The organism is Bacteroides sp. 3_1_13 (genome assembly GCF_001185845.1).
GTDB lineage: Bacteria > Bacteroidota > Bacteroidia > Bacteroidales > Bacteroidaceae > Bacteroides > Bacteroides xylanisolvens.
The window spans coordinates 143,531-166,541 of the sequence record NZ_KQ236956.1 but is presented as its reverse complement, the minus strand read 5'-3'; the positions used below and the strand labels follow the sequence as shown (position 1 = coordinate 166,541).

The 23,011-nt window shown below is 44.6% G+C and carries 17 protein-coding genes; all 17 read right to left on the bottom strand.

Annotated elements, in window-relative coordinates; genetic code table 11:
- Positions 1-3 precede the first annotated feature (3 nt).
- The 17 genes from HMPREF9009_RS13025 to HMPREF9009_RS12945 all read right to left on the bottom strand — a co-directional run bounded on the left by HMPREF9009_RS13025 (position 4) and on the right by HMPREF9009_RS12945 (position 23,004).
- A complete protein-coding gene (locus HMPREF9009_RS13025; RefSeq protein ID WP_008016862.1) occupies positions 4-2,571 on the bottom strand; it encodes a zinc-dependent metalloprotease in 2,568 nt (855 codons plus the stop codon).
- Positions 2,572-2,613: 42 nt separating this feature from the next.
- Positions 2,614-3,570, bottom strand: a complete 957-nt coding sequence (locus HMPREF9009_RS13020; protein WP_004314313.1) for a fimbrillin family protein — start codon at positions 3,568-3,570, stop codon at positions 2,614-2,616.
- Between the two features lie 55 nt (positions 3,571-3,625).
- Positions 3,626-5,266, bottom strand: coding sequence for a PKD-like family lipoprotein (locus HMPREF9009_RS13015; RefSeq protein WP_008016860.1), 1,641 nt, complete (start codon positions 5,264-5,266; stop codon positions 3,626-3,628).
- Positions 5,267-5,275: 9 nt separating this feature from the next.
- Positions 5,276-6,001, bottom strand: coding sequence for a DUF4843 domain-containing protein (locus HMPREF9009_RS13010; RefSeq protein ID WP_004314272.1), 726 nt, complete (start codon positions 5,999-6,001; stop codon positions 5,276-5,278).
- A 12-nt stretch (positions 6,002-6,013) separates the two neighbouring features.
- Positions 6,014-7,573, bottom strand: coding sequence for a RagB/SusD family nutrient uptake outer membrane protein (locus tag HMPREF9009_RS13005; protein WP_004304210.1), 1,560 nt, complete (start codon positions 7,571-7,573; stop codon positions 6,014-6,016).
- 8 nt (positions 7,574-7,581) lie between these two features.
- Positions 7,582-10,719 carry a SusC/RagA family TonB-linked outer membrane protein gene (locus HMPREF9009_RS13000; protein ID WP_049702440.1) on the bottom strand — a complete coding sequence of 1,046 codons (3,138 nt, stop codon included), beginning with the start codon at positions 10,717-10,719 and terminating at the stop codon, positions 7,582-7,584.
- 219 nt (positions 10,720-10,938) lie between these two features.
- Positions 10,939-12,111, bottom strand: coding sequence for an iron-containing alcohol dehydrogenase (locus HMPREF9009_RS12995; protein WP_004314277.1), 1,173 nt, complete (start codon positions 12,109-12,111; stop codon positions 10,939-10,941).
- 133 nt (positions 12,112-12,244) lie between these two features.
- Positions 12,245-13,177: a lysylphosphatidylglycerol synthase transmembrane domain-containing protein gene (locus HMPREF9009_RS12990; protein WP_157446481.1), complete on the bottom strand. Its 933-nt coding sequence runs from the start codon at positions 13,175-13,177 to the stop codon at positions 12,245-12,247.
- Between the two features lie 79 nt (positions 13,178-13,256).
- Positions 13,257-15,035 (bottom strand): IS66 family transposase, encoded by a 1,779-nt coding sequence (gene tnpC, locus HMPREF9009_RS12985; protein WP_004300191.1) that lies wholly within the window; start codon positions 15,033-15,035, stop codon positions 13,257-13,259.
- Positions 15,036-15,123: 88 nt separating this feature from the next.
- Positions 15,124-15,468, bottom strand: a complete 345-nt coding sequence (gene tnpB / locus HMPREF9009_RS12980) for an IS66 family insertion sequence element accessory protein TnpB (RefSeq protein WP_004297053.1) — start codon at positions 15,466-15,468, stop codon at positions 15,124-15,126.
- A gap of 1 nt (position 15,469) precedes the next feature.
- On the bottom strand, positions 15,470-15,838 hold the full coding sequence (locus tag HMPREF9009_RS12975) for a hypothetical protein (protein ID WP_170834904.1): 369 nt from the start codon (positions 15,836-15,838) through the stop codon (positions 15,470-15,472).
- A 281-nt stretch (positions 15,839-16,119) separates the two neighbouring features.
- Positions 16,120-17,037, bottom strand: coding sequence for a phosphoinositol dihydroceramide synthase (locus tag HMPREF9009_RS12970; protein ID WP_004326585.1), 918 nt, complete (start codon positions 17,035-17,037; stop codon positions 16,120-16,122).
- A 138-nt stretch (positions 17,038-17,175) separates the two neighbouring features.
- Positions 17,176-17,826: a CDP-alcohol phosphatidyltransferase family protein gene (locus HMPREF9009_RS12965; protein ID WP_009040796.1), complete on the bottom strand. Its 651-nt coding sequence runs from the start codon at positions 17,824-17,826 to the stop codon at positions 17,176-17,178.
- A 103-nt stretch (positions 17,827-17,929) separates the two neighbouring features.
- Entirely contained in the window at positions 17,930-18,397 is a 468-nt protein-coding gene (locus tag HMPREF9009_RS12960) for a GtrA family protein (RefSeq protein ID WP_081104589.1), read from the bottom strand.
- Between the two features lie 14 nt (positions 18,398-18,411).
- A complete protein-coding gene (locus HMPREF9009_RS12955; RefSeq protein ID WP_004326579.1) occupies positions 18,412-18,891 on the bottom strand; it encodes a phosphatidylglycerophosphatase A family protein in 480 nt (159 codons plus the stop codon).
- A gap of 162 nt (positions 18,892-19,053) precedes the next feature.
- The gene (locus HMPREF9009_RS12950) at positions 19,054-20,343 is read right to left on the bottom strand and encodes an inositol-3-phosphate synthase (protein ID WP_008774681.1); all 1,290 of its coding nucleotides are present in this window, start codon (positions 20,341-20,343) and stop codon (positions 19,054-19,056) included.
- A 108-nt stretch (positions 20,344-20,451) separates the two neighbouring features.
- The gene (locus HMPREF9009_RS12945) at positions 20,452-23,004 is read right to left on the bottom strand and encodes a DUF5686 and carboxypeptidase-like regulatory domain-containing protein (protein WP_049702438.1); all 2,553 of its coding nucleotides are present in this window, start codon (positions 23,002-23,004) and stop codon (positions 20,452-20,454) included.
- Positions 23,005-23,011 lie beyond the last annotated feature (7 nt).

Sequence of the window (23,011 nt, the reverse complement as noted above, 5' to 3'; positions counted from 1 at the left end):
TTTCTACTTCACGTCGAATGCAGCATCAATCAACGCTTTCAAGTTCAGATAATGACTTCTGTATATTCCACTGGAAGCATTTGCCGCATTGGTCAGGTCTCTTCTAAGATCAGTCAACTGTCCGCGTGCAATAGTCGGTGCTTCAGAAGGGAAATCGAAAGCTACGAGCGAATAACCACCCAGACTTCCGAGCGAACCGGAACTGTTCTTCGGTTTATCAAGCATTCCAATCAACGCATTGACATAAGTCTTTTGCAAACTACGTTGGGAAGCATCCGGTTTCTTTCCTCCTTGCATATCGCTCCAGATACTCTTCTTCAAATCACGGAACAAATCGTTGGCTGTGTATGCCTTCGCTCCGTTGACCAGTTCGTTGTCCGTCATCTTATCAAGTGTGCGGCTGCTAAGCAGTTGTTTCAATGTACTGCTCTGTACACGGTAGATCGAATTGAAAGTATTGATACCAGTTCTTTCGGACAGTTTATCATCCATCAGCCAGGTCGGTGTGGTAAACAGTTCCTTGTTCAGGAAGTCGACCGCTTTCTTCTGAATATCCTTCGGAACATATTCCACCGCTTTCATGTCTGTCTGTTCCACAGAAATCGGATTGTGGTAGATACCGGCCACATTGGTAGCCACATGGCCCATGTACAAGTCGAATTGTCCCACCACATTCTGATACAAACGGACAGCTTTCATATAACCCTCATTCGGTTCATAAGTCCAGTTCATGATTTCAGGCATCACACGTTTCAGGTTTTTGATTCCATACGAGCTTGCCAGCATGGCATCATCTCCCAAATCTTCACTCTGGTTGCGGGGATCGTTTCTGTCGAGTTCCGTTCCGAACGTATAGCGTTTGTCCTCCCGCAGCTTCTCAATGATCCACTTATTCAAATGAGGTATTTCGGCTTCCGCCGTTTCATATTCAGGCATCCAACGATAGCCCCATTCAATCGCCCATTTATCATACATACCGATACGGGGGAATATTCCCGAACGTGAAACGTTGTCTTCCGGCTGTGCCACATAGTTGAAGCGTGCATAGTCCATGATAGACGGTGTATGACCGTTGGCTTCCACCCATATTTTGTCTCTAAGTTTCTCTACCGGGACGGTATTGGAAGAACCGAAGTTATGACGCAGTCCTAATGTATGTCCCACCTCGTGGGAAGATACAAAACGTACCAGTTCGCCCATCAGTTCATCGTCGAACATCGGTTTGCGTGCTCCCGGATCAATGGCTCCTGCCTGCACGATGTACCAGTTGTAAAGCAGGCTCATCACATTGTGATACCAGTTGATATGCGTTTCAAGAATTTCACCGCTGCGAGGGTCGTGCACGTGAGGTCCGCTTGCGTTCGGAATATCGGAAGGCTTGTACACGATAGCCGAATGGCGGGCGTCTTCCAAGCTCCAGGTAGGATCGTCCGTCGGTGCTTCTTTGCCGAAGATTGCATTTTTGAATCCTGCTTTCTCAAAAGCGGCTTGCCAGTCGTTCACTCCCTGAATAAGGTACGGAACCCATTTCTTCGGAGTGACAGGGTCGATATAAATGATAATCGGTTTCTTTGGTTCCACCAATTCGCCACGCAGGTATTTCTCGCGGTCTTCGTCTTTGGGTTCGAGACGCCAGCGGGTGATATTCGCTTTATACTTCACTCCTTGCGGATTCTCGTCAAAATCCTTATAGCTCACAGCAAAGTAACCTACCCGGTCGTCGTGCAATCTCGGTTTCATCGGTTCCTTGGGAAGTAATAGCATAGAGCTGTTCAGTTCGTAAGTCAACGGAGTGGTAGAGGTGGCAAAGAAAGCTGCCAGCAGTTTCTCAAGTCCACTGCCTCCTCCTTTCTTCCGCTGGAAGGTACGCACGGTACGTATTTCGATGTTTTGCGGAAAGGCTTTCAGTGTGTCGATATAACTGGCGTCGTCTACCATGCTGCTCGCTCCGATGTTGTCTTTCACCCGGCTGGTGAATGAAAACATTTCGTTGTCCTTACGGATATAGTCGGTCATGTCGATCACATAGTTGGTAGTTTCTCCTTCTTTACGGACAGTTTTCAGCGGGAAGGTGGCCACAATGGGTTGAACATTGGAGTTCAATACGGCCTGATACATACCCAGTGTATCAGCAGAATGTTCGAGATAAGAGATTTCACGCACGAACAGTTTGTCGCCGCGTCCTTTCTCGAAACGGATCACTTCGTCGCTGATGTAATCTCCCGGATAGCCTACTTTACGTTTCTGCGCGTCTACCGGTGCTTTCACAACTCTGTTCACAATCAAAATATCACGTCCGAAAAGAGAGTCGGCTATTTCGAAGAAATATTTACCATCTACGTAATGCACTTTAAAAAAGCCGTCCATTGTTTTGGCTTTGCCGGTGATTACTTTTGCGTAAGGTTGCAGAGCATCTTTCTTACTCTTGGCAATGGAGTCAGCCTTGGCTTTATCCACCGCTTCCGTCTTGCTCTTCTTTTTCTTCTTTTTCTTGAAGATGTCCGTCGATTGTGCTCCGGCCAATGGAACGATCATTGCCAGAATCATCAGAATTGAAACTAATTTCTTCATGCTTTCTTTTTTAATATTTATATACAGATACAAAGATAATAATTATTCGATACCGGCAATGCCATACATATTTAAGTTGTTGATACTAGACATCTTTTCATTCGGTTTGCCTGAAATAGTATATTCCTGTCCATCAATTGTCAAAGTAAAATTATAGGTATAAGTTAGCCCTGTTTCAAAAGGTACGGCAATCATCATATAACAGGTCTCCAAACTGGCACCAAAATACCCGGCAGTTATCTCGAAGCCGCCATTAGGAAGATTATAAGTAATACTGTTTATCGGAGTACCGGAAATTTTACCTGTCGACAAATCTACAGTTGCTCCATCTTCGTAGGCAATCGGATGGTCACAGCTCACCACCACTTTAGTAAATTTCTTACCGACAAAAGAATCCGGGCATCCCGCACCCGGTAAAGTGATTTGAGAAAACAATGGTTTGAATTCTCCCAAAGAAACAGTTGCAGCAGAATAGCTAGATGTAGTAGCCGAAGCATAAGCAAAGCTATAATTACGATGCGGCATAAACTCTGATTCATAATACTCCTGCACAGCTAAGTTGGGCAAAGCGACAGCCTTATAATCTTGTGAAGCTGCGTTATAGGGCGTATAGGCATAAATAGTGTGATCGCCACCCTTAAATCCTGCAGCAAGTTCGGAAGAAGGATTCAGCGTAATATCTTCAGTCACACGACTATCACGATCATATACTATATACGTTTTACCATCCAATTCTGTAGTAGTAGCCACCGCTACTTCCGACGGAGCATACGGCAAGTTATCCTGCGGTTTGCCATCGGACAACACATATATTCCTATCTTGTCCGCTTCAATCCATCCCTGGCTTCCATGGGAATACACATTATAAGCACCGGAAACAGCAATTTTCCCCACTACGGGAATATCTGCATCTTCTTCTTCACCATCGTCACTGCTGCAACTTACTGAAGACAATACTAAAGCTACACAAGCAGCAAAATAAAACAGTCTATTTTTCATACTTTTCTCGTTTAAATGATTAATTATTTACTGATAGGTTATTTTCTTTTTCCAATTAATATTCTCCTTCATAGTTCGTGCACCATACCATGCCTTTCACATCGCCAAACCCGCTAAAAGTCTTCAATTCCAAATCGGGAGCAAAACCTTCGAAGAGACGTACCATCTGGCTCGTGTTTACATCGATGATGGCGATATCCCCATTTTCCTGCGAAAGTGCCAGCCGGAAATTCGGATCAGTGCTATTTCCCCCATAGCCATAAAACTCACAAACAACAGGACTTCCACTGATGCCGGTGATACGGCTGCCTGCTGTGTAAGCCAGCATATGGCTGCGCATCTGCATACTGTATATATAGAGATTCTTATCTCCATCGGTAAAGTAGAAATAAGGGTTCTTTTCAAAATTGGAGGACATCTTAATGACACTTTGCGGAGTCAATAAGGAGCTGCCGCTGAATCCGTATTGATCCGTACCGGTTATCAGGTGAGAGTTATTATCCATGTCTTTTACGGCAAACTCGTGCAAATCATAATTTCCGGTTCCCTGCACGTCAATCAGCGACACGTAGTTTGACCAAAATGTCAGCCCGCCGTTGGAGGCTACATCTTTCTTTTCGTAAGCCCCTATTGCCAGGCAGCGGGTTCCCGCTCCCATATTGTTCACCCGCAACACACCGGAGGGAACTTCCAAATCCTGATCGTATGTTTTGAAGTAGACGATGGCAGGAGTATAAACTGCTCCCCACTGCGGATAATGTGTAATGCCGATAAAACGGGCATTTTGCTCATCATACAAGATACAACGTTCTTCGTCGGCACACCAATAAGTGACGTTGTGGAACGGTGCGAAACAGGTGATACGGCTACCTCCCTCAAACTCATACGGCATGGCGCCGTACTTCCCGTAATAAGGAATCGCTTTATTGTCAGTGCCTACGGCACGGATATACACTTCCCCCTGTTCGGAGCAAATCACGTAATATTCTTCCTTGAATGCGAAGTCCATTATCTTCAAGCCTTCCGGCTCTTTACGGTTTTCAAATTCGTGGGCAAGCCACATGTCTTTTTGCAACGAATTGCCATCTAGCGTGACACTTCCACTACCCTGATTTATCAGGATTTTCGGCAAACCTGACACGTAGGAACCGGAGATAGAGCCTAATACATAATAGTAATAGATCCCGAGCGGGTCTGTACCCAGACCATCTTCGATGATGTTTTCTACATCGTGCGTAGCCCGGAGGCCGGGATTGATGAAAGATAAAGAAGATTTTCCGTCTCCTTTGTTGGAGAGAATCATCCAGCCCCAGTCGAAACTGTTCTTTCCCGTCAAGGTATATTTATTGCTGATGTATGTTTCATTCGTTTCCTTATTGATGACTTTCAGTATCAGTTCGTACGTTCCGCCTTTTTCGAACTGATACTTCAGATGATAACCTGTGTAGATCAGTTCACGGTTCAGATACCATTGAACGGTGAAAAGTTCATCAACATTCCCGATGTCCGTTGAGAAGTTGATGGGCGCATCCATCTCGAAAAGGTCGCCTACCATAAACGTGTAGTCCGATGAAGCGGAGTTCACAAAAGAAACTTTGGTAGAGTTTGTATAGTCATAGTTTCCCAAATCGTCATAACAGCCGGTTATCACGAGAAGCTGCAGGATTGAAATGAATAGTATTGTTTTTCGCTTCATAATTTATTATCAGTTATCGAGAATGGTTTCATACAGCGGTGTCACTCCGTCTGTATCATAATATTGGTAATTGCCTTGCTGCCACTGGTCTTTCCACCAGGCCTTGAAGTCGGCTATCAGGTTGACAAACTCAATACCGGTGTATTTATCCAATGATTCGAGTATCTCACCATCCATGAAAATGATAAAAACACGGTATTTCATATCCGAATAAGTACCCAGATTGGCTGCCGAACTCTGGTTCCACCAAACAGGTTGGGAAATCCGGTCGGTCACTTGAATCGTGACGTGTTTGTATTCTGCCGGACCCACCAGACAGTTTTCCACTGCATCCAGTGAAAGGGTAAGGGTGTAGTCTGTGTTGAGCAGGTCTTCATTGCGATAGACGGTGACTTCGTAGGTGTCTTCCGCCAGTCCGCTATGGAAGATGCCGGAGGTCAAAGGGGCATAGTCGATGCCGGAACGGGCGGTGCTTTTCTCTCCCACTGCGGAAATATCACAGGTGGCATTTTCTTCGAGCAGGTAGCCAAGAAGTGTCATTTTCACTTTCACGGTTCCTTCTCGAAGCAAGGGTGCATCTGTAGCAAAGTTGAATGTTATTTTCTGTGGAGACTTATCGCTCATGTAAGTAAAATAGACGTAATTGTCTCCATTATAAACGTCCAGCTGCTCTTCACTGCAAGAGGTGAGAACGAACAGCAGGCAGAAGATGGTATATGTCAATATTCGTTTCATCTTATCCGGGCATTAGTTGGTTGTTTCACTGGTAGGCAATGGAAGTACATAAGAACCTGTCATGTTGATTTCTCCTTCCTCGTCGGAATCGGGCACGGTGGAGAGGTTCATCCGTTTGTAGGTGTAGAAGGTTCCACCTTCGCCTATCATTTCTTTCCGTATATCGAGCAGTATTTCGGCATCCAGTTGTTCACGGGTGCTGACTGTCAGACTAAGGGTACGTTCAGCTCCACGGGCTTTTCGAACTGTTTCGAGGTAGTTGATTCCTTCGGTTATCTTGCCATTATAGCTACTGATCTCCGCCAGGATATGACAGATTTCACTGAACCGGATCACTGGTATCATCGGATTCTCCATTGCTTCTACTACTGATTCTACGGAAGGGTTATACTTCAGTGTGTAATACTTCGACTGGGTTTCATTGGTAGTCCCGATCAGGTAGGTGAGCCGATAGTCGGTATATACGCCCGTATTGTCCGAAGCAAACAGGGAAGGGATATTTGCCAACGGCAAACGGGTGGTTGACGAAGAAGAGGAAGAGCCCCATACGGCCTGTTCATAATCCGTAGCCAGCTGTTTCTTGTACAAGCCGAACAATATGTCGTGGGAGACTTTTGTATATCGGGAATTGAGATTGCAGGTAATGTTCTCTCCTTCTGTAAAGCCTATCCACCGTTTCTGCTGGTAATAGGTGTTGTAAAGTTCTTTGGCGGCTGTCTCGGCATTCTTGTAGTAGGCAGGACCGGCATAGATGCAGACACGGGCTTTCAACCCCAGCAATGCCAGATAGTTGAAGCGGATGCCACGATACCAGAAGAATGCTCCCATATCGTCTATATAGGAACCGGAGTTGAAGCGGTAGCGGGCATTCCATTCGGGAGTAGGTTCGTACATTTGTGAAGCGTACATCGCTTCGGGATGGTATTCGGTGTCAAACTTACGCAGAATGTCTTCCGCTTCGAGCAGGTCTTTCAGGACTTTCTCGATAAAATCGGTAACGGTACATTTTTCTACCACTGCGGCTTCGTATTTATCGCGGTAAGGAAGATAGGCGCCCGAAGGATTGGTTGCCGTTGCAGGAGCAAACAAGCGAAGTAGGTCAAAATGCATCATGGCTCTTAATGACAAGGCTTCGGCGTAAATGAGGTTTTTCTCTTCTTCTCCGTATTCGAACAAAGAGATGTCCGTGGGCCGGATGTTCTCGATGAGCTTGTTCAGGTTGGCTATCACTTTATAGCCTTTTTCCCAGATAGCTGTCACGACGGGTTCGGTGTCGACCGTGTTATAGATAAGTTCGGAAGCGTCGGCATACATCGGAGAGATGGTTCCCGCCTTTTGATTGTATTGCTGGGAGATGGCACTAAGGAATCCCCAGCTTAGTTGCTTACCGTAAAGTTCGTCGGACGCCAGATTGGTGTAGATACCATTCAGGGCATTCCGGTAGCCGAAACCGGTGGAAAACAGATCGTCGTCGGCTATCGCATTTTCTGGTGTTACGTCCAGCCAGGCATTGCAGGAAACGGCTAACATTCCTGTCAGGGCTATTAGTATATGGCTGATTAGTTTCTTCATTTGTATGGTTAGAATATGATGTTAGTAGTCAGATTGAATGAACGCGAATAAGGATAATCCAGTCCCCGTTCCTGACGGATGGTAGACCAATAGAACAGGTCGTTCATCGTGAACGAAAGACGCAGGCCGGACAGATGGAGTTTCTTTAATTGTTCGGGACGGAAATTGTAGCTCATTGTCAATGAACTCCATTGCAGGGTATTGTTTTTCTGTACAAAACGCGAAGATGCGCCGGTGGTGACATTACGGTCACGAATATCTTTCATGGTGGTTATGTCTCCCGGTTTCTGCCAACGGTCGAGCAATACCCGCTTATCTACATTGTCATTTTTAATGTCGGCATTCTCTACATAGGAGACGAGGGTATTGTTGTAAGCATCTCCACCAAAAGTATAGAGGAAAGAAGCAAACATGGATAACTGTTTATAGGACAGGGTATAACCGAATGAGCCTTGTCCCTTGGGAGCTGTATCGCCAATAATGGTCCATTCGTCGGCAGACCATACATCGGTAACGTCACCATTCCGGCGAAGGTAGATTTCTTTGCCGTTTGTGGGGCTGATTCCCAATGACTTCATCCCGTAAATAGAGGTCAGAGAGGCTCCTTCGTAATATTTCAGGTATGTTTTAGCATATTTTGAATCGGAGCTGCTTTCGGGGTTATATCCGCTGAACAGTTCTTCCACTCTTTTATTATAGTCGCGCATTGCCTGGGAGATTTCAATAATCGTGTTTTTGTTTCTTGCAAAGCTGCCGTAGAGCTGGAAGAGCCAGTTTCTGTCACTGTAAAGTCGTGCCCGCAGTTCCAGTTCGACGCCGGTGTTTTTCACCTTTCCCATGTTTTCTTTGTAGGAGGTGAATCCGGTAGAGGAAGGGATGGTATAATCGGTTATCAGGTCGATGGTACGCTCGTCGTAGGCAGAGGCTTTCAGATAGATTTTATCGTGCCACAGTCCGATTTCAACTCCATAGTCGAGGGTGTATTTACGTTCCCATTTCAGGTTCGGATTTCCCATCTGATAGAGGAATACACCGTAGCCTGTGGGATACCAGCTGTCTGTTTGCAGCTGATACATATCTTTGGCCGAATAGAGGGAGAAGTTGGTCTTTCCGGTCAGTCCGTAGGAGACACGGAACTTCAACATGGAAAAGAGTTCATTCGACTTCATAAAATCATAATTATGAATGTTGATTCCTGCTCCTGTTGACCAGAACATGGACCATCTTTTATCGGAACCGAATTCGGAAGAACCGTCGATACGTCCTGTAAGGTCGGCGAGATAGATATTGTTGTAGGTGTAGTTGGAAGTGAGCAAGGCTCCTACCAAGCGGGTGGTATTATCGGAGCTGCTGGGCTTTCCGTATACTTCTGCCGCATAGTTTGAAGAGACAAGGTCGCCACCCGGAAATCCCCGGTAACGTGTTTCGGAAGCAGTGCTCTGCGTTTGTCTCATGTTGGAGGACAAGCAGATATTGAGATTGTGTCCCTTGAAGGTATTGTTGTACATGAGTGACAGGCTTCCGTCTATCACTGTTCTCTTTTGTGTGGATTCTGTTTTTTCACCATTGATGTTGCCTGTACTGGCTGAATAACTGGCCGATGCGGGATCTTTGTACAGATCACCGGTAGAATTTCTCATCAGGACGGAAAACTGACCGCGCAGACGCAGACCGTCGGTGATACGCCAATTCAGACTAAGATCATCGGTTACTTCATCATAACCGGAATGGTCGAAGCTGTTGTAGAAGTTGATTTCGTACAGTGGATTTACTTGTGTGCCGCTAGCCCCGTCGAACTTTTCGAGACGGCGCACATAATCGCCATTTTCATCATACAGACGCATATAAGGAAGTAAATGGGAGTAATCGCTGAATGAATTGAAGGGGACATCTGTACTTTTGTTATAAGTGTAGGTCACTTTGTTCTTTATTTGTAGTCCGCCAATGCGGTAGTCTACATAAAAAGCGGCATTGGCATTCTTACAGGAAGAGTGTTTCATCACTCCTTCCGTTCCTCTGAATCCCAGTTCCACTCCCCAGCGCACGTCGTTTTCTCCACCGTCTATGAAAACGGAGTGCTTATGGTTCAGAGCCGTGCGTAGTCCTTGAGAAAGCCAATAGGTATCGACACCTGTCAGTACATTATTGAGTCGTTGGTAGTAACCGTTGGTATAGGGGTCTATTTCCGGGGTGTTGCTGTCATATAGTCCTGCCAGGCGTTCGGTTTCCAGCTTCTCACGGGCGTTCACCAGATTGTAGGAGGATAAATCCGGCAGTTCGGCAGAAAGTACTCCGGAATACTGTACACGGAACTTTCCGGCTTCAGGCGCACGCCGTTCAATGACAATTACTCCGTTGGCCGCACGTGAACCGTACATGGCAGTGGCGGCAGCATCTTTCAGGATATTGATGCTGTGGATGCTATTCATATCGAGGTCGTATATCTTTTCTACATCGACTTCAAAGCCGTCCAGTATGAAGATAGGCAGGTTGGAATTACCGCTTAGCACTTCCCGCGAAATGGAGGAGGTGGAGGTCTGCCCAAGTGTCGTTTCTCCGATACCGGTCTGACCACGCAAGACGAATTGAGGCAGGCTGTTGGGATCGGAACCAGCAGCCAGATTCTCCTGTATTCTGAAAGAGGGATCGAAAGTCTGAATGGCCGAAATCAGGTTGTTCGGGTTGACTTTTAACAGGTCTTCTTTCTCTATCTTTGTGGTATTTCCAGTGAAACTTTCTTTCTGTATGGAGTTATAGCCGGTTACAATCACTTCCTGAATACTTTCGGTAGCTTCTACCATCTGCACATCGACTTTCTGCCGGGAAGTGACTTTGATTTTACGGGTTTCAAAACCGATGTAGGAATAGATAACCAGACCGCCTTTTTCGGGCAGGGTCAATACATAGCAACCGTTTATATCGGTAATTACACCAGTAGAATGACCATCCAAACGAATCGTCACTCCTACCATCGGTTCTTTAGAGAGTTTCTCAATCACCCGGCCATAAACATAATTTCCGTGTGGAGGAAGAAGATATGTCTCTTTTGAATTATTTTTGTTTTGGGCTATTGCATTAGTAGATAGTGATAAAATGTATACAAACAATAAGATTCTATTCAAAGCCCCGGAATTTAGCTTTTGCATAACGGATATATATAGTTATTACACCCGCAAAAGTATTCTTATATGATAGACGGAGCAATCACGAATTTTAGGTATTTTACACAACTATTATACCAAAATATAATTAAAGCAAAATCTTTTTGCTTCTGTTTAGGTATTAATCAATAGCAAAAAGAATAACTGCATCATTTATCCTCTATCAAAAGGCAAATGATGCAGCTGTCGGTTATATCTGTTTTTTTATAATGCCAGACGGTATATCTCTTTGCTGTCCTGTTTCGCTAATTTGACATAGTTGCCTACCAATTCACCTTTATTCCGGTGCAGACTATCTGCAAGGCGGTCGATGTCGGGATTCTCAATGCCAAGTTCTTTGAAGGTCACAGGCAGGCCGATGGAAGTAAAGAAGGATTTCAGACGGGAAATTCCTTCAAGGGCTACCGCCTTTTTATCGTCTGATTCTGCCACTCCCCACACTCGGATGGCGTATTGGGCTATCTTATCCACATTGTGTTCTGTCATCCATGTCATCCAGGCAGGGAAGATTACGGAGAGTCCGGCACCATGAGTCACGTTATAGATGGCGCTGATTTCATGTTCGAGGAAGTGGGAAGCCCAGTCCTCTTCACAACCTACACCACAGGTTCCATTGTGGGCGATCGTTCCGCACCACATCAGATTGGCACGGGCTCCGTAGTTTTCGGGGTCTTTCATGACGGTAGTTGCCTCTTTGATGATGGCAAGCAGGGTACCTTCGCACAGGCGATCGCCTATTTCTACATCTTTCGTGTTGGTGAAATAGCGTTCCATGATGTGTGCCATCATATCGGCAATGCCGCAGGCGGTTTGGAAAGGAGGAAGTGTGTAGGTCAGCTCGGGGTTCATCACGGCAAAAACAGGACGTAGTACACCGGGAGCACGGAGGCTTAATTTCTGTAAGCCATCGACTTTCGTGATGACGGTGTTACCGGAACCTTCGCTTCCGGCAGCAGGAATCGTTAACACAACGGCTACTTTCAATGCTTTCGTCACAATGGCTTTTCCGATGTAGAAATCCCAGAAATCTCCGTTGTAAGGAACTCCGGCTGCAATGGCTTTCGCCGTATCAATCACAGAGCCACCACCAACGGCGAGCATCATGTCTACGTTTTCTTTCCGGCAGAGATCGATTCCTTCATACACTTTCGTGTCTATCGGGTTAGGCTGTACACCACCCAGCATGCAATAGGGAATACCTACTTCCTGCAATGATTTCTCAACACGGGCCAACAAGCCGCTACGTATCACGGAACCGCCACCATAAACAATCATTATTTTGCGTGCACCGTATTTCTGTACTAACACTCCGGTCTGCGCTTCCGTATCCCGACCGAACACGAATTCAGTAGGGCTGTAAAAGATAAAATTATTCATTGTCGTTTTCTTTATAGGTCTTTTCGTCAGTCTTTTCTATAGATCCAAATAGAACTCCTTTGACAAGTTTTTCTATAAGTTCTTTTATAGAGCCCTTCATAAGAGTCTTTATAGATCAGACAAAGTTATAAATTTAAGCAGAATATCTTTCTTTTGATTGTTTAAAATTTCCTACTTTCATTAGTACAAGTCCGATTACAATCCAGACCATTTCGCGTATACGGGTAATCAAAGCGGCATAGACTCCGTAAGCTCCGGAAAGGGAAAGGCCGCCTACGGCGAGGGCAAAGCCACCTTCACGACCTCCCAATTGCATAGGCAGGAAAAACAGCAGATTAGCAAGTAAAGAAGAGAAAGCCGCAATCAGGCAGCAGTCGGCAAAGCTGACATGGGTGGTCAGCACGTTCAGTATCAGCCATATTTCAAGACAACTGACTACACGGGCGGTATATTCCAGTAAGAGGGCGCTATAAAAGGTTTGTTTCTTTTGTTGGTGGAGAAGGGCAATTTGTTTGTCTATATTCTCCAACTTCTCTTTATGCGCGTTTGCAAAATGAAATACTTTCTTTTTCAGAAAAGGAATACGACCACCCATACGGACAAAAGCCACAGCCATCCCCTGCCGATAGCCTTTCATAAAAAGAATAACAATCAGCAAGCAAAAGACAGTAATAGCTCCTAAGATTATCCCCATCATCCACCCCACCGGATAGAGACAAACGTAAAGCAACACTGAACTTAACCAAAAGCAAAAGTGGGAAAAGATATGCATCATCACATAAAGAATCACGGAAGAGGTGGCGCGTTCTATTCCTATATAGGGTTTCAGCTCCATAATGCGATATGGTTCGCCTCCCATCAGCCCAACAGGAGTCACGTAATTAAGCGCAAAACCTGTTACTGTGAATTTGTAGAGCCGGACAAATGAAAACCCCGTCTTACCACCACTACGGATGATGATGTACCACGATACTGTATTAATAAGGTAGACAAACAGCCATAGCAACAAAACCAAAGGTAAATATACCCCTGCACGCTTCAAATTCAGCCAAAGCTCCGTAACCATACTATTTTCCGCCACGCCAATTTTATCGGCTGTCTTTCAGCCGATAAAATAAAAATGCCCGTAAGAAAATATTTTTGTTTTAACATTCCGGTTTATAGAAACATGGCAGAAGAGCCTTCTTGTCGCAGTCCTTACCATGAAGAATACATTCAAACAAGTGTTTCAGGTAATTCTGAGGGTCTATGCCGTTCAACTTACAGCTTTCTATCAGAGAGAAGGTGAATGCAGAGTTTTCTGCCGCATCCTCACTGCCAACGTTCATACAGTTCTTGAGCAGCAGCTTTACAGGTTTCATCCTTTGCTCACAGAGGTTGTTCGAGATTTCTGCTGAACCGTCCTTGAGGATATTTCTCAAGGATTTCCACTGGTTTATCGTATAGTTCACGGCCTTTCTCATCAGTTCGTTAGCCATAATCTTCGCATCCTGCATCATAATGACCACCTTATGATGGATACGTTCAAGAATCGGTCCTGTTAGCTTAAGCCTTCTTTCCTTAATCTGCTCACCGCTGAGTTTCATCATACGGAACAGGTCTTCATTTCTGAACATCTCACCGATAGGATCTATTATGTCCATCGCTGTTCTGTCTGAAGGCAGGGCATCAACCCACAACCTTCTACAATGCGTCCAGCATCCTATATGAAGCACCTTTGAGTCGTCTCCGTCAAACATCCTGTAAACCGTATATCCGTCAGTGGATATGGTTCCCATAAAATATTCCAGGAATGATTTTGCCGCATCGGACGACCTGCTGCCGTTATTATAGTGATAATAGACCATCTTAATATGCTTGGCAAAGAAAGCCCATAAGTACTTTCTCCTGTAAGCCTTACCTTCCTTTGTTTCCACTCCAACAAGCTCAGTAGTCTCATCAACCATAAGGTAATTAGCTCTCTGTACAAACTCCTTGAAGACATCTTCCATGAACTCCCTTAGTTTGGCGATTCCGTTATGGATATAGCTGTTCAGCGTGGTATTGCTTATGTGGATACCCTCTCTTGCAAGCAGTCTTATCTGTCTGTTCTCAGGCATGCTGAAGTCATATTTCAGACAAAGCAGACGGGCAAGCAGTTCAGGAGAGAAGATACCTCCAAGGTTTTTCAGCGGATGTTCCATGGTGCTTGTGAAAGTGCCGTCCGCAAGCTTTACCCTTGCCACCTTGTAAACATGCTCCACGTTATAAGCCCTTACATGTTCTATGACCCTGTATTCCCACACATCAGGCATACCGTTGCGGTTCATAAACCGTCCCCCTTCTGGAAGCGTGTAATACTCGTCCACTTCATGTACTACCACCTTGTCAACTTTCAATTTTGTTTTCCCGGCACGTGGTGCGGTTTCCTTTCTCCTTGAAGGTTTGCTGTTCTGGGCAGGTATGTTGCCGGAAGAGGTATTGCTGCCGGTTTCGTTATCATCGGTCTTATTATTATCATCCTTCCTGTCAGAACCGTCATACTCGGATTGTTCCAGAGCGGACTTGTCGAGATTACGGTTGTTCAACAGCCTTCTTTGCTCGGAAGTACGGCCGAAACGGTGTTTCCTGCTGTCCTCAAGCTGAAGTCTGAGATTGGAGATCTCGTTTGCCAGCATCCTGTTCACCTCATCCTTTGCTTCAAGCTGCTTTCTCATAAGTTCCATTTCTTTCCTGTAATGTTCAACCGTGGTTGACTGCTTTTCGATGGTATCTTTGAGATCATTGATGGTATCTATCAGATTTTTAGAGTTCTCCCTGTTGGATTCTTCAATAGACTCAAGCCTCGCAATCAATTCTTTATTCTGTTTGCGAAGACCTGCCTTTTCCTCATTCGCCAGACCCAGCTGGCAGCAAAGTAACTCGTATGCTCTTTCATCAATCATGATATAAAGGTACGAAAAATCAGGCACTTACGCAAACTTTTTACCGTTTATTTTTTATACTATCCTGTTGATAATCAGTATGTTAATATTAGCCTTTCGGACTAACGTACATCTTGTCAACTACAATGCTTTCCGTAAGATAAGCCATGTCCGACCACTGTATCCGGTAGCACCTGGAGACTTCATCAAATACAGGTTTCTTGAATTTGCCCATAACAGGACGTTTTTCGTAAAGCACATAAAAACCGCGTTCGTAATGAAGTATCTTCACAACCTTTCGGTTCCGGGACATGAACATATATACATTGGACGCATCGCTCGGGTCAAGGGACATTTCTTCCCTTATACTCTCACACAGACGGAAAATGCCTTTCCGCAAATCAACATTACCGTTAAACAGGTAATAGTTAAGGTTAGCACTCAGTCCAAGCATATCATCCTATCATTTTATTAAGCAACAGGCTCAAATCAAGAACGGTGGTGTTTCTCAGGAACAGTGTTGCGCCAGACGCCAGCTGTAACTTGATCCATTTTATTGGTGGTTCACCTTCAGGATGTTTCACGTCCAACTTCACAGTTGGACTATTGCATGGTTTCCCGGTTATCTGGACTTTGGCAACCTTGGGCTGCTCAACCTGGACTGTCTTGCCTAACTTCTCACTCCACAACTGGTGACGCTGCCAGTTCATGAACTTGTCGTAATTTACACCATAATCAGCACAGAACTCTCGAAGATCTTTGGTCTCGCTGCATAACTGGTAGAGGTCATATACCTCCTGATAGTTTACTTTTTCTTTTGCCATAATCATTCTTGTTAAAGGTTACGGCGCAAAGATATGGCGGCTAACAACTTATGTCAAGGCGGAAAATAGAATGGTTACCAAAGCTCCTGATAATCCATATCAAAAGTGAATATCATTATCAGAACGGCAATGATACCAAAAGCGAGAAATATATTACGGTACTTGTTCTTCACTATTTGTGAGACTTATATCTATTTTTTATATGGGTATATATCTGCTTTTATATGAGTATATACTTGCTTTTTGTATGGGTATATATCTCACTTTATTCACATATAATCTTACTTTATATACGTATAATATCTTTCGAAGAATCTTTTGAACGCCGGGATTCTCATCAATATGTATTCGAATACCAGCCAACCGATTAACGCGCAAGAGATGCCAAGTAATACATCAATGATATAATGATGGCATGAATAAATAGCTGTTCCCCAAATGCCGACCATGATAATAGAGAAAAGAGTAACCACATACCACCTGCATTTACCAATAATGGCATACACCAATGCAACTACCATATAGGCCGCATGCAGTGAAGGCACTGCCGCAAAAACATTAGCATTACGCCCGTAGATAGAATCAAAGATGGTTACTCCGAAGAATGCATCAAAGCGTCCCAATCCTGCAACATTACCCGGTGTGTTTAATATCGGTTCGAAACCGTAGTTGATGGCATACCAAGGCGGAGCGGCCGGATGAATATAATAACCGGCAAAACCAATCAAATTGACAAACAAGAATACTAACGCAAAGCGAAGGTAGGTTTTTCTTTCTTTCTTGAAATACAGGCAAAGACCGAACAGGATGGGAACGGGAACCCAACAAAGGTAGAAGATTCCGGCAAAAACGTCCGCTATCGGCCAGTTGTGTGCAGCGAAGTATTCGCAAGGAGTAACCAGAAGACCATTATCCATTACTCCGAAAAGAGACTTTTCGAGATTATACAGTCCGGCCACATCAATCGGGTTCACTTCGTAGTTGGGGCAAATACGCATCCAGTCATACGAGATTCCAAAAATGGCGAAAGGTAACAGGGCCACAGCCAACTTACGAGTAGGTAATCCGGCAAAAAATAAAACTAAATAGAGTACCGCCATTAACAGGTGCTCGGAACGAAGCCCGATGAAGATACTTGTCAGCAAAAGGAAAAGAGCCATAATGACTGTCACAGTCAGGGCTTCTCTCTTCGACGGCATTTGAATATTCTTTATCATTATAATGTTTTGATTAGACAACTAGACTATTTACTATTAGACTATTTACTATTGGACTATTTACGATGTACTATTTAGGATGTACGATGTAAATAGTAAATCGTCCAACAGTAAATTAATTCATTCTTTCATCACTTTGTAGCAATGTCTCACACGAGCAAATGCCGTGATATTGGCAAACAGGGCAACAAAAGCCAGAGGAACAATCATAATCAGGATTGGTTCGAAAACGGTGATATCTTTGAAAACGCCACAGAACAAAGCTCCGAGACTGGTCAGCACTACGCGTTCCGGACGTTGCATGAATCCGACTTTACATTCAATTCCTAAGCCTTCGGCACGGGCACGCACATAGCTTACCATCAGTGAGCCGATTAGTGCCACAAATGCAATGAGTGCATAAAGGAAATAATCTTTCATTGATAAATAGTAACAGATACCAAAGAAAGTCATCAATTCACTATAACGGTCGAGTACTGAATCGTAAAGCGCACCGAACTTGGAACTCATGTTGCCTAGGCGAGCTACACGTCCGTCCATCATATCGAACAGTCCGGCAAACAAAATCACACCTCCTGCCCAGCCGATAATGGCCAAATCGTTCTGTCCGCCATATATGCCGGCATATACAAACATACCTGCCGCTACTACATTCAGGATAAATCCGGTAGTGGTGATAAAGTTAGGAGTGATTCCTATTTTAATCATTCCGCGTATCAGGGGATTGATAATCTTATAAATCAACTGTTGTAAATAATCTCTGTAATTCATCTGTTTAAATCTGTTTATAGCTATTTTTATCTAAATCTTCTGTTTTCTCAATCTGTATATATCTAATTCTTTCGTTTTCTCATCAGTCTTTTCAATCCGTTTTTCAGTTTCTTTTTCCGAACAAACTTCTTATATCTATATTCCGGTAAACAAAAAAGCGTTGCATATTATAGTTCCAGAACAGTGCCACGATGACTGCCACTACCACTTTAGGAATAATGAAAAAATCTCCGAAATACAGGCTAAGTGTGTTGCGTACCCAGGGAATCTTCGCTAATGATTCCGTCAGTGCATACGTTCCCCACGTATTGAGCCAAACACTGCAAACCCATACAAGGATAAATTTTACAGCAACGTGTGTTTTCTTTCCTTTCGATTTAAAAGTCCATTTATAGTTGATAACGCAATTAACGATTCCTCCATAGATAGCTCCCGCCAGGGTGGCATATACATAGTAGACATCAAACAGCCTGACCAGAAGAATCGTAACGAGAAAGTCTGCAATAGTTGCCATTTGAGCAGAAAGCTGCGCCCTCAAGAACATGAAGATGCCGCCTTTCTGGGAAATCATCCGTGCAACTTTTTTCAGCCAATCACCCATCTCGCTCCCACTAACAAAATAAAACTATACACTCCCGCCAAAACATCGTCCATCATGACCCCTACTCCACCTTTCAGGCTTTCCATACGACGTATGCCCAACGGTTTGGCTATATCAAAGATACGGAACAAGGCAAAAGCCGCAATCACGTACCAAAACCATTTGTCATCATTGGGAACGGCCAACAACGGTATCCACACTCCCACCATCTCATCTACTACCACACGCGAAGGATCTTCTCCCCAATAAGTCTCCAGCTTATCGGCAGCCCAAATGCCGGCGAATGTAAATACAATCACCAAAGCGGCAGTCAGCCATAATACCCAAGAGAAAGGAAGGAGAAAATAAAGTGCAATCCAAATGATAGAAGCCAGTAACGCCCCAGCCGTGCCGGGAGCAAAAGGAGAAAAACCGGAGCCAAAGCCCGTGCCTATAAAAACAGGTAGAAAGGGAGGACGCTTCATTTATTACTAATTACTAATTACAAACTACGAGTCGGTTGTGTCACGAGTCCCCCAAACGAATGGGGAATTTGTACAATAAAAAAGTAAAAGTTGAGGTTGAGCATCCACCAGTCTTTATAGGATGGTAAATCTCAATCTCAACTTATTATTTGGGGTTACTGATTAAGCTAAGTAATCAGGTTCTTTTTCACCAATCATGTTACGCAATGTCTGTTTTACCATTCTCCATTGTGTAAACAAGTCGTGTTCGGGCTGATGTTCGAAATCGTGCATCGGGCTCTTGCAGAAGAATGACAACCAAGTCTGGATGCCACACATGCCTGCACGCATTGCCAAGTCGCTGAACAACACAAGGTCAAGAGCGATAGGAGCTGCAAGGATAGAGTCGCGGCAAAGGAAGTTCACCTTGATTTCCATCGGGTAGCCCATCCATCCGAAGATGTCGATGTTGTCCCATGCTTCTTTGTTGTCTTTGCGGGGAGGATAGTAGTTGATACGTACTTTATGATAAACATCTCCGTAGAGATCAGGATATTTTTCTGGTTCGAAGATAGTGTCGATTACAGACAGCTTGCTGACTTCTTTTGTCTTGAAGTTGTCCGGATCATCGAGCACTTCACCGTCGCGGTTACCGAGGATATTGGTAGAGAACCAACCGTTCACACCCAGCATACGGGTTTTGAACATCGGAGCCAATACGGTTTTCATCAATGTCTGACCACTCTTAAAGTCTTTACCGGAGATAGGTACATTCTTTTGTTTAGAGAATTCCCACATAGCAGGAGTATCCACACACAAGTTAGGAGCACCCATTACGAACGGAGCGTCTTCTGCAATAGCAGCATACGCGTAACACATACTCGGAGAAATCACTTCTGTGTTGTTTTCCTTCATTGCTTTCTCTAAAGCAGCGAGTGACATGTGTTCGTCAGACAGCGGAATGTAAATTTCAGTACTTGCAGCCCAAAGCACCACTACGCGTTCGCAGTTGTTAGCAGCCTTGAAGTCGCGGATATCCTGACGAAGTTGTTCTACCATTTCCCAACGGGTAGCAGCCTTCTTCACGTGTGTACCGTTCAGACGTTTTGCCCAGTTGTGATCGAAAGCAGCCGGCATCGGTTTGATAGCTTCCAACTCTTCTTTTACTCCATTCAGGTCTTTTTCTTTCAAAACCTCGGCGTACATAGCAGCTTCGTATGCGTTGTCCGGGAAAATATCCCATCCTCCGAAAACAATGTCTTCCAAATTCGTCAAAGGCACAACGTCCTTGATGAGTTTTTCTTCGTTGTTCTCCATGCGCATTGTGGCTAACTGTGTAATAGATCCTATCGGTTTTGCCAGTCCCTTGCGAGAGGCTAGTGTACCTACAATCATCGTGGTAGCTACCGCACCACCCACTCCAACTACCAGTACGCCAAGACGCCCAGTAGCGGGTTTAATTTCTTGTTTCATTTCTATTCTATTAAAATTAAACTAAAATTGATGCAAAAATAAGATTAATTAATTACTAATACAGTCTTTATTTGTCATATAAACATTGCAATTAGCAGGATTTAACTTTTAAAAGGTCATGTGGAGACTTATTCTCAAGCCTGATCTGTCAATCCCGGGCGAATCACGATAAGTGAGCCTCCAGATATAGTCCAAACGTAACACCTTGAAAATGTTTTCAATACCGACACCCGCCTCCACATAAGGTGTTTTTCCCATTGTTTGTGTGTTCTCTATCGGAAAAGCGAACAAACCGTCGCTCAAAGCCGGATTGTTTTTATCGCTCAAATGTCCATATAATCCACGACAGGAAACTATTTCCCTCCATTTAAGTTTTTTCAACAACGGTACCCGGTTGAACAGCCATCCGTTGAGGAAATAAGTAACATCCCACGAGAAATACTCATCGTTCATAAATTCCATCGCATTCATCAACGAGTAAGATTCCGGTTGGATGGTATAAGAAAGGTTGGCATTAGGCATGATAAGCAACGGGAAAGGTACTTTATCCCACACTTTACCTGCTTTTAGTATAACGTCCGTATAGCCGAACGCGGAAAACCAGAAACGTTTCTGAATACCGGCTTCGGTATGATTGTAGGTGTAATCGCTGCCCAACACTCCTTTTCCGGCAATGGTATGCGACAAGGTAAACACCGGTGCATCCAACGATACGGGAAAACGGTTCCATTGGGTCTGGAAGAATTTCTCGTTCGGAGCATAACGCAACTTCAACTCTGCGGCACTGATAGAGAAATCTTTTACCGGGGTGTAGGTATCTCCTTCTTTCTTTAAAAAAGGAATCAGGTAGGAGGACTCATCTTTCCGTGTACGCGCTGTCAACTGGAAAGAAAAGCCGGAATAAAACTCATTGGTATAGGTCATCTCCGCCTGCCGGAAATAGCCGATACGGTCGTCCTTCTCACGTTTCAAGGCCAGGAACACATTGTCTTTGCTTGTATACAGGTAATTTTGTCCATACTGGTTCACATCTGATTCGTAACGCAATTTCAATGAATGGATGGGAAATTCGTTGGCGTATTCTTTCTTCTTTTTGAAAGAATATTCCAGTTCTGCTAATCCTTTCACTCTTTCATCTTTAAACCCGTAAGCCACATATCCTTTGCCAAACAGGTGCGGATTGAGCCAGGCGGTAGTCATACCTCCGGCACGGATACGGGGACCTTCCAATGTGTTACCGCTGATAGTGGCATTCATCGGGCCGATATAGAAAAGTGGTGCTTCTTTGGAGGTGGGAATATATCCCGTAAAGAGAATGGAAAGCACTTTTTCCGTCCAGTAATATACCGGATAACTGCGTAATTGTGTCATCAGGCGGTCTACCGAGTTTTCCTGCTGGGAGATGGCGGCTTGTGGACGATTCTCCGCCCAGAATGTTTCGGGACGCGACAGGGCTTCCGTCTCTTCAATAATACGTTCGGGTTTGGTGAAGGCTTTGTCGGCTTCGGCAGTCGGCGTAAAGGTGTAGTTGCTGTAATCCGCTACACGGCGGGCAAAAATACCGTCCTGTCCTTCGGTCAGTTTAAACTCAACAGTGATACTTTCATGATCGAGCAGGCGTGTGCCGTCTTCAGCGCGCTTAAATTCCTGTTCGAGCAACATGTAGTCTACAAAGTTCAGGTTTATCTTTTTGGGAAAGTTGAATACGGCACGTTTGACAAAGTAGGTAGAGTCGAGCGTCACATACAGGTGTCCGTTGAAACCGAAAGACTCGGAATTAAAAGGTGTGAAAGCGAGGTCTGCACAAGGCTCTCCGGCAATCTGCAACGTGTCCATCAGGTAATATTTATAAAAGCCTGTACCGATACGGGACAAGGGACTGACAAACTTATTTGTAAACAGGGAAATGTTGTTTTCGTAGATATCGACATCTTTAAAGACTTCATTGATGGCTGCCTGCATCCCTTGTTTAGAGAGAAACTCATCGACACCGGCCTGTTTGCGTCCTTTCACCCATTGCTTCTCGGAACGGGGAGATTTCCGGTAATAGTCTGTGGCAAGCAGTTCACGGGCTGATACCGTCAGAATCGGTTTACCGGTAACGGCAGAAGTATCTACATATTCCGTCAGGAAATCAAATTTACGATATAGCCATTTTTTCTGTTTCTCTTCATCGAAGTTATTCAACGCAAAGGTGGTCTTTTCATAACGTTCGCGTTGCCAGAAGTCTTTCTCGTAGGGAGAGTAGTTGTCACGGCTTTCAATCATACGGCGGACAAATTCTACGGCAGGATTATCTTTCTTCCGGTAGTGTTCACGTTTGGGTTTGACTACCACTTCACCAAGCGCGTATTCGGTAGGCGCAAGCGCTACTTTATAGGATGCATTACCGGCAGGGCGAATGGTGCGGACATAGTCATTATATCCGATTACAGAGATTACAAGCACTGCTTCCGAGCGATGGGTTTTGAAGTAAAAGCGTCCGTCGCTTCCGGTAGTAGTTCCTTCGGTCGTGTCTTTTAAGCGTACAGATGCATAAGGCAAAGGCTCTTTGGTCAGAGAATCAGTCACCACCCCTTGTACCACATACTGCGCACAAAGCGGAATACTGATAGCCAATAAAAGAAAGAGCGTCAATGTGCCTTTTTTCATTAATCTCATACCTTAA

What these genes read in the sequence shown, in the direction of transcription:
- HMPREF9009_RS13025 (WP_008016862.1), bottom strand. Translation starts at nt 2,571, where the DNA reads ATGAAGAAATTAGTTTCAATTCTGATGATTCTGGCAATGATCGTTCCA.
- HMPREF9009_RS13020 (WP_004314313.1), bottom strand. Translation starts at nt 3,570, where the DNA reads ATGAAAAATAGACTGTTTTATTTTGCTGCTTGTGTAGCTTTAGTATTG.
- HMPREF9009_RS13015 (WP_008016860.1), bottom strand. Translation starts at nt 5,266, where the DNA reads ATGAAGCGAAAAACAATACTATTCATTTCAATCCTGCAGCTTCTCGTG.
- HMPREF9009_RS13010 (WP_004314272.1), bottom strand. Translation starts at nt 6,001, where the DNA reads ATGAAACGAATATTGACATATACCATCTTCTGCCTGCTGTTCGTTCTC.
- HMPREF9009_RS13005 (WP_004304210.1), bottom strand. Translation starts at nt 7,573, where the DNA reads ATGAAGAAACTAATCAGCCATATACTAATAGCCCTGACAGGAATGTTA.
- HMPREF9009_RS13000 (WP_049702440.1), bottom strand. Translation starts at nt 10,719, where the DNA reads ATGCAAAAGCTAAATTCCGGGGCTTTGAATAGAATCTTATTGTTTGTA.
- HMPREF9009_RS12995 (WP_004314277.1), bottom strand. Translation starts at nt 12,111, where the DNA reads ATGAATAATTTTATCTTTTACAGCCCTACTGAATTCGTGTTCGGTCGG.
- HMPREF9009_RS12990 (WP_157446481.1), bottom strand. Translation starts at nt 13,177, where the DNA reads ATGGTTACGGAGCTTTGGCTGAATTTGAAGCGTGCAGGGGTATATTTA.
- tnpC (WP_004300191.1), bottom strand. Translation starts at nt 15,035, where the DNA reads ATGATTGATGAAAGAGCATACGAGTTACTTTGCTGCCAGCTGGGTCTG.
- tnpB (WP_004297053.1), bottom strand. Translation starts at nt 15,468, where the DNA reads ATGCTTGGACTGAGTGCTAACCTTAACTATTACCTGTTTAACGGTAAT.
- HMPREF9009_RS12975 (WP_170834904.1), bottom strand. Translation starts at nt 15,838, where the DNA reads ATGGCAAAAGAAAAAGTAAACTATCAGGAGGTATATGACCTCTACCAG.
- HMPREF9009_RS12970 (WP_004326585.1), bottom strand. Translation starts at nt 17,037, where the DNA reads ATGCCGTCGAAGAGAGAAGCCCTGACTGTGACAGTCATTATGGCTCTT.
- HMPREF9009_RS12965 (WP_009040796.1), bottom strand. Translation starts at nt 17,826, where the DNA reads ATGAATTACAGAGATTATTTACAACAGTTGATTTATAAGATTATCAAT.
- HMPREF9009_RS12960 (WP_081104589.1), bottom strand. Translation starts at nt 18,397, where the DNA reads ATGATTTCCCAGAAAGGCGGCATCTTCATGTTCTTGAGGGCGCAGCTT.
- HMPREF9009_RS12955 (WP_004326579.1), bottom strand. Translation starts at nt 18,891, where the DNA reads ATGAAGCGTCCTCCCTTTCTACCTGTTTTTATAGGCACGGGCTTTGGC.
- HMPREF9009_RS12950 (WP_008774681.1), bottom strand. Translation starts at nt 20,343, where the DNA reads ATGAAACAAGAAATTAAACCCGCTACTGGGCGTCTTGGCGTACTGGTA.
- HMPREF9009_RS12945 (WP_049702438.1), bottom strand. Translation starts at nt 23,004, where the DNA reads ATGAGATTAATGAAAAAAGGCACATTGACGCTCTTTCTTTTATTGGCT.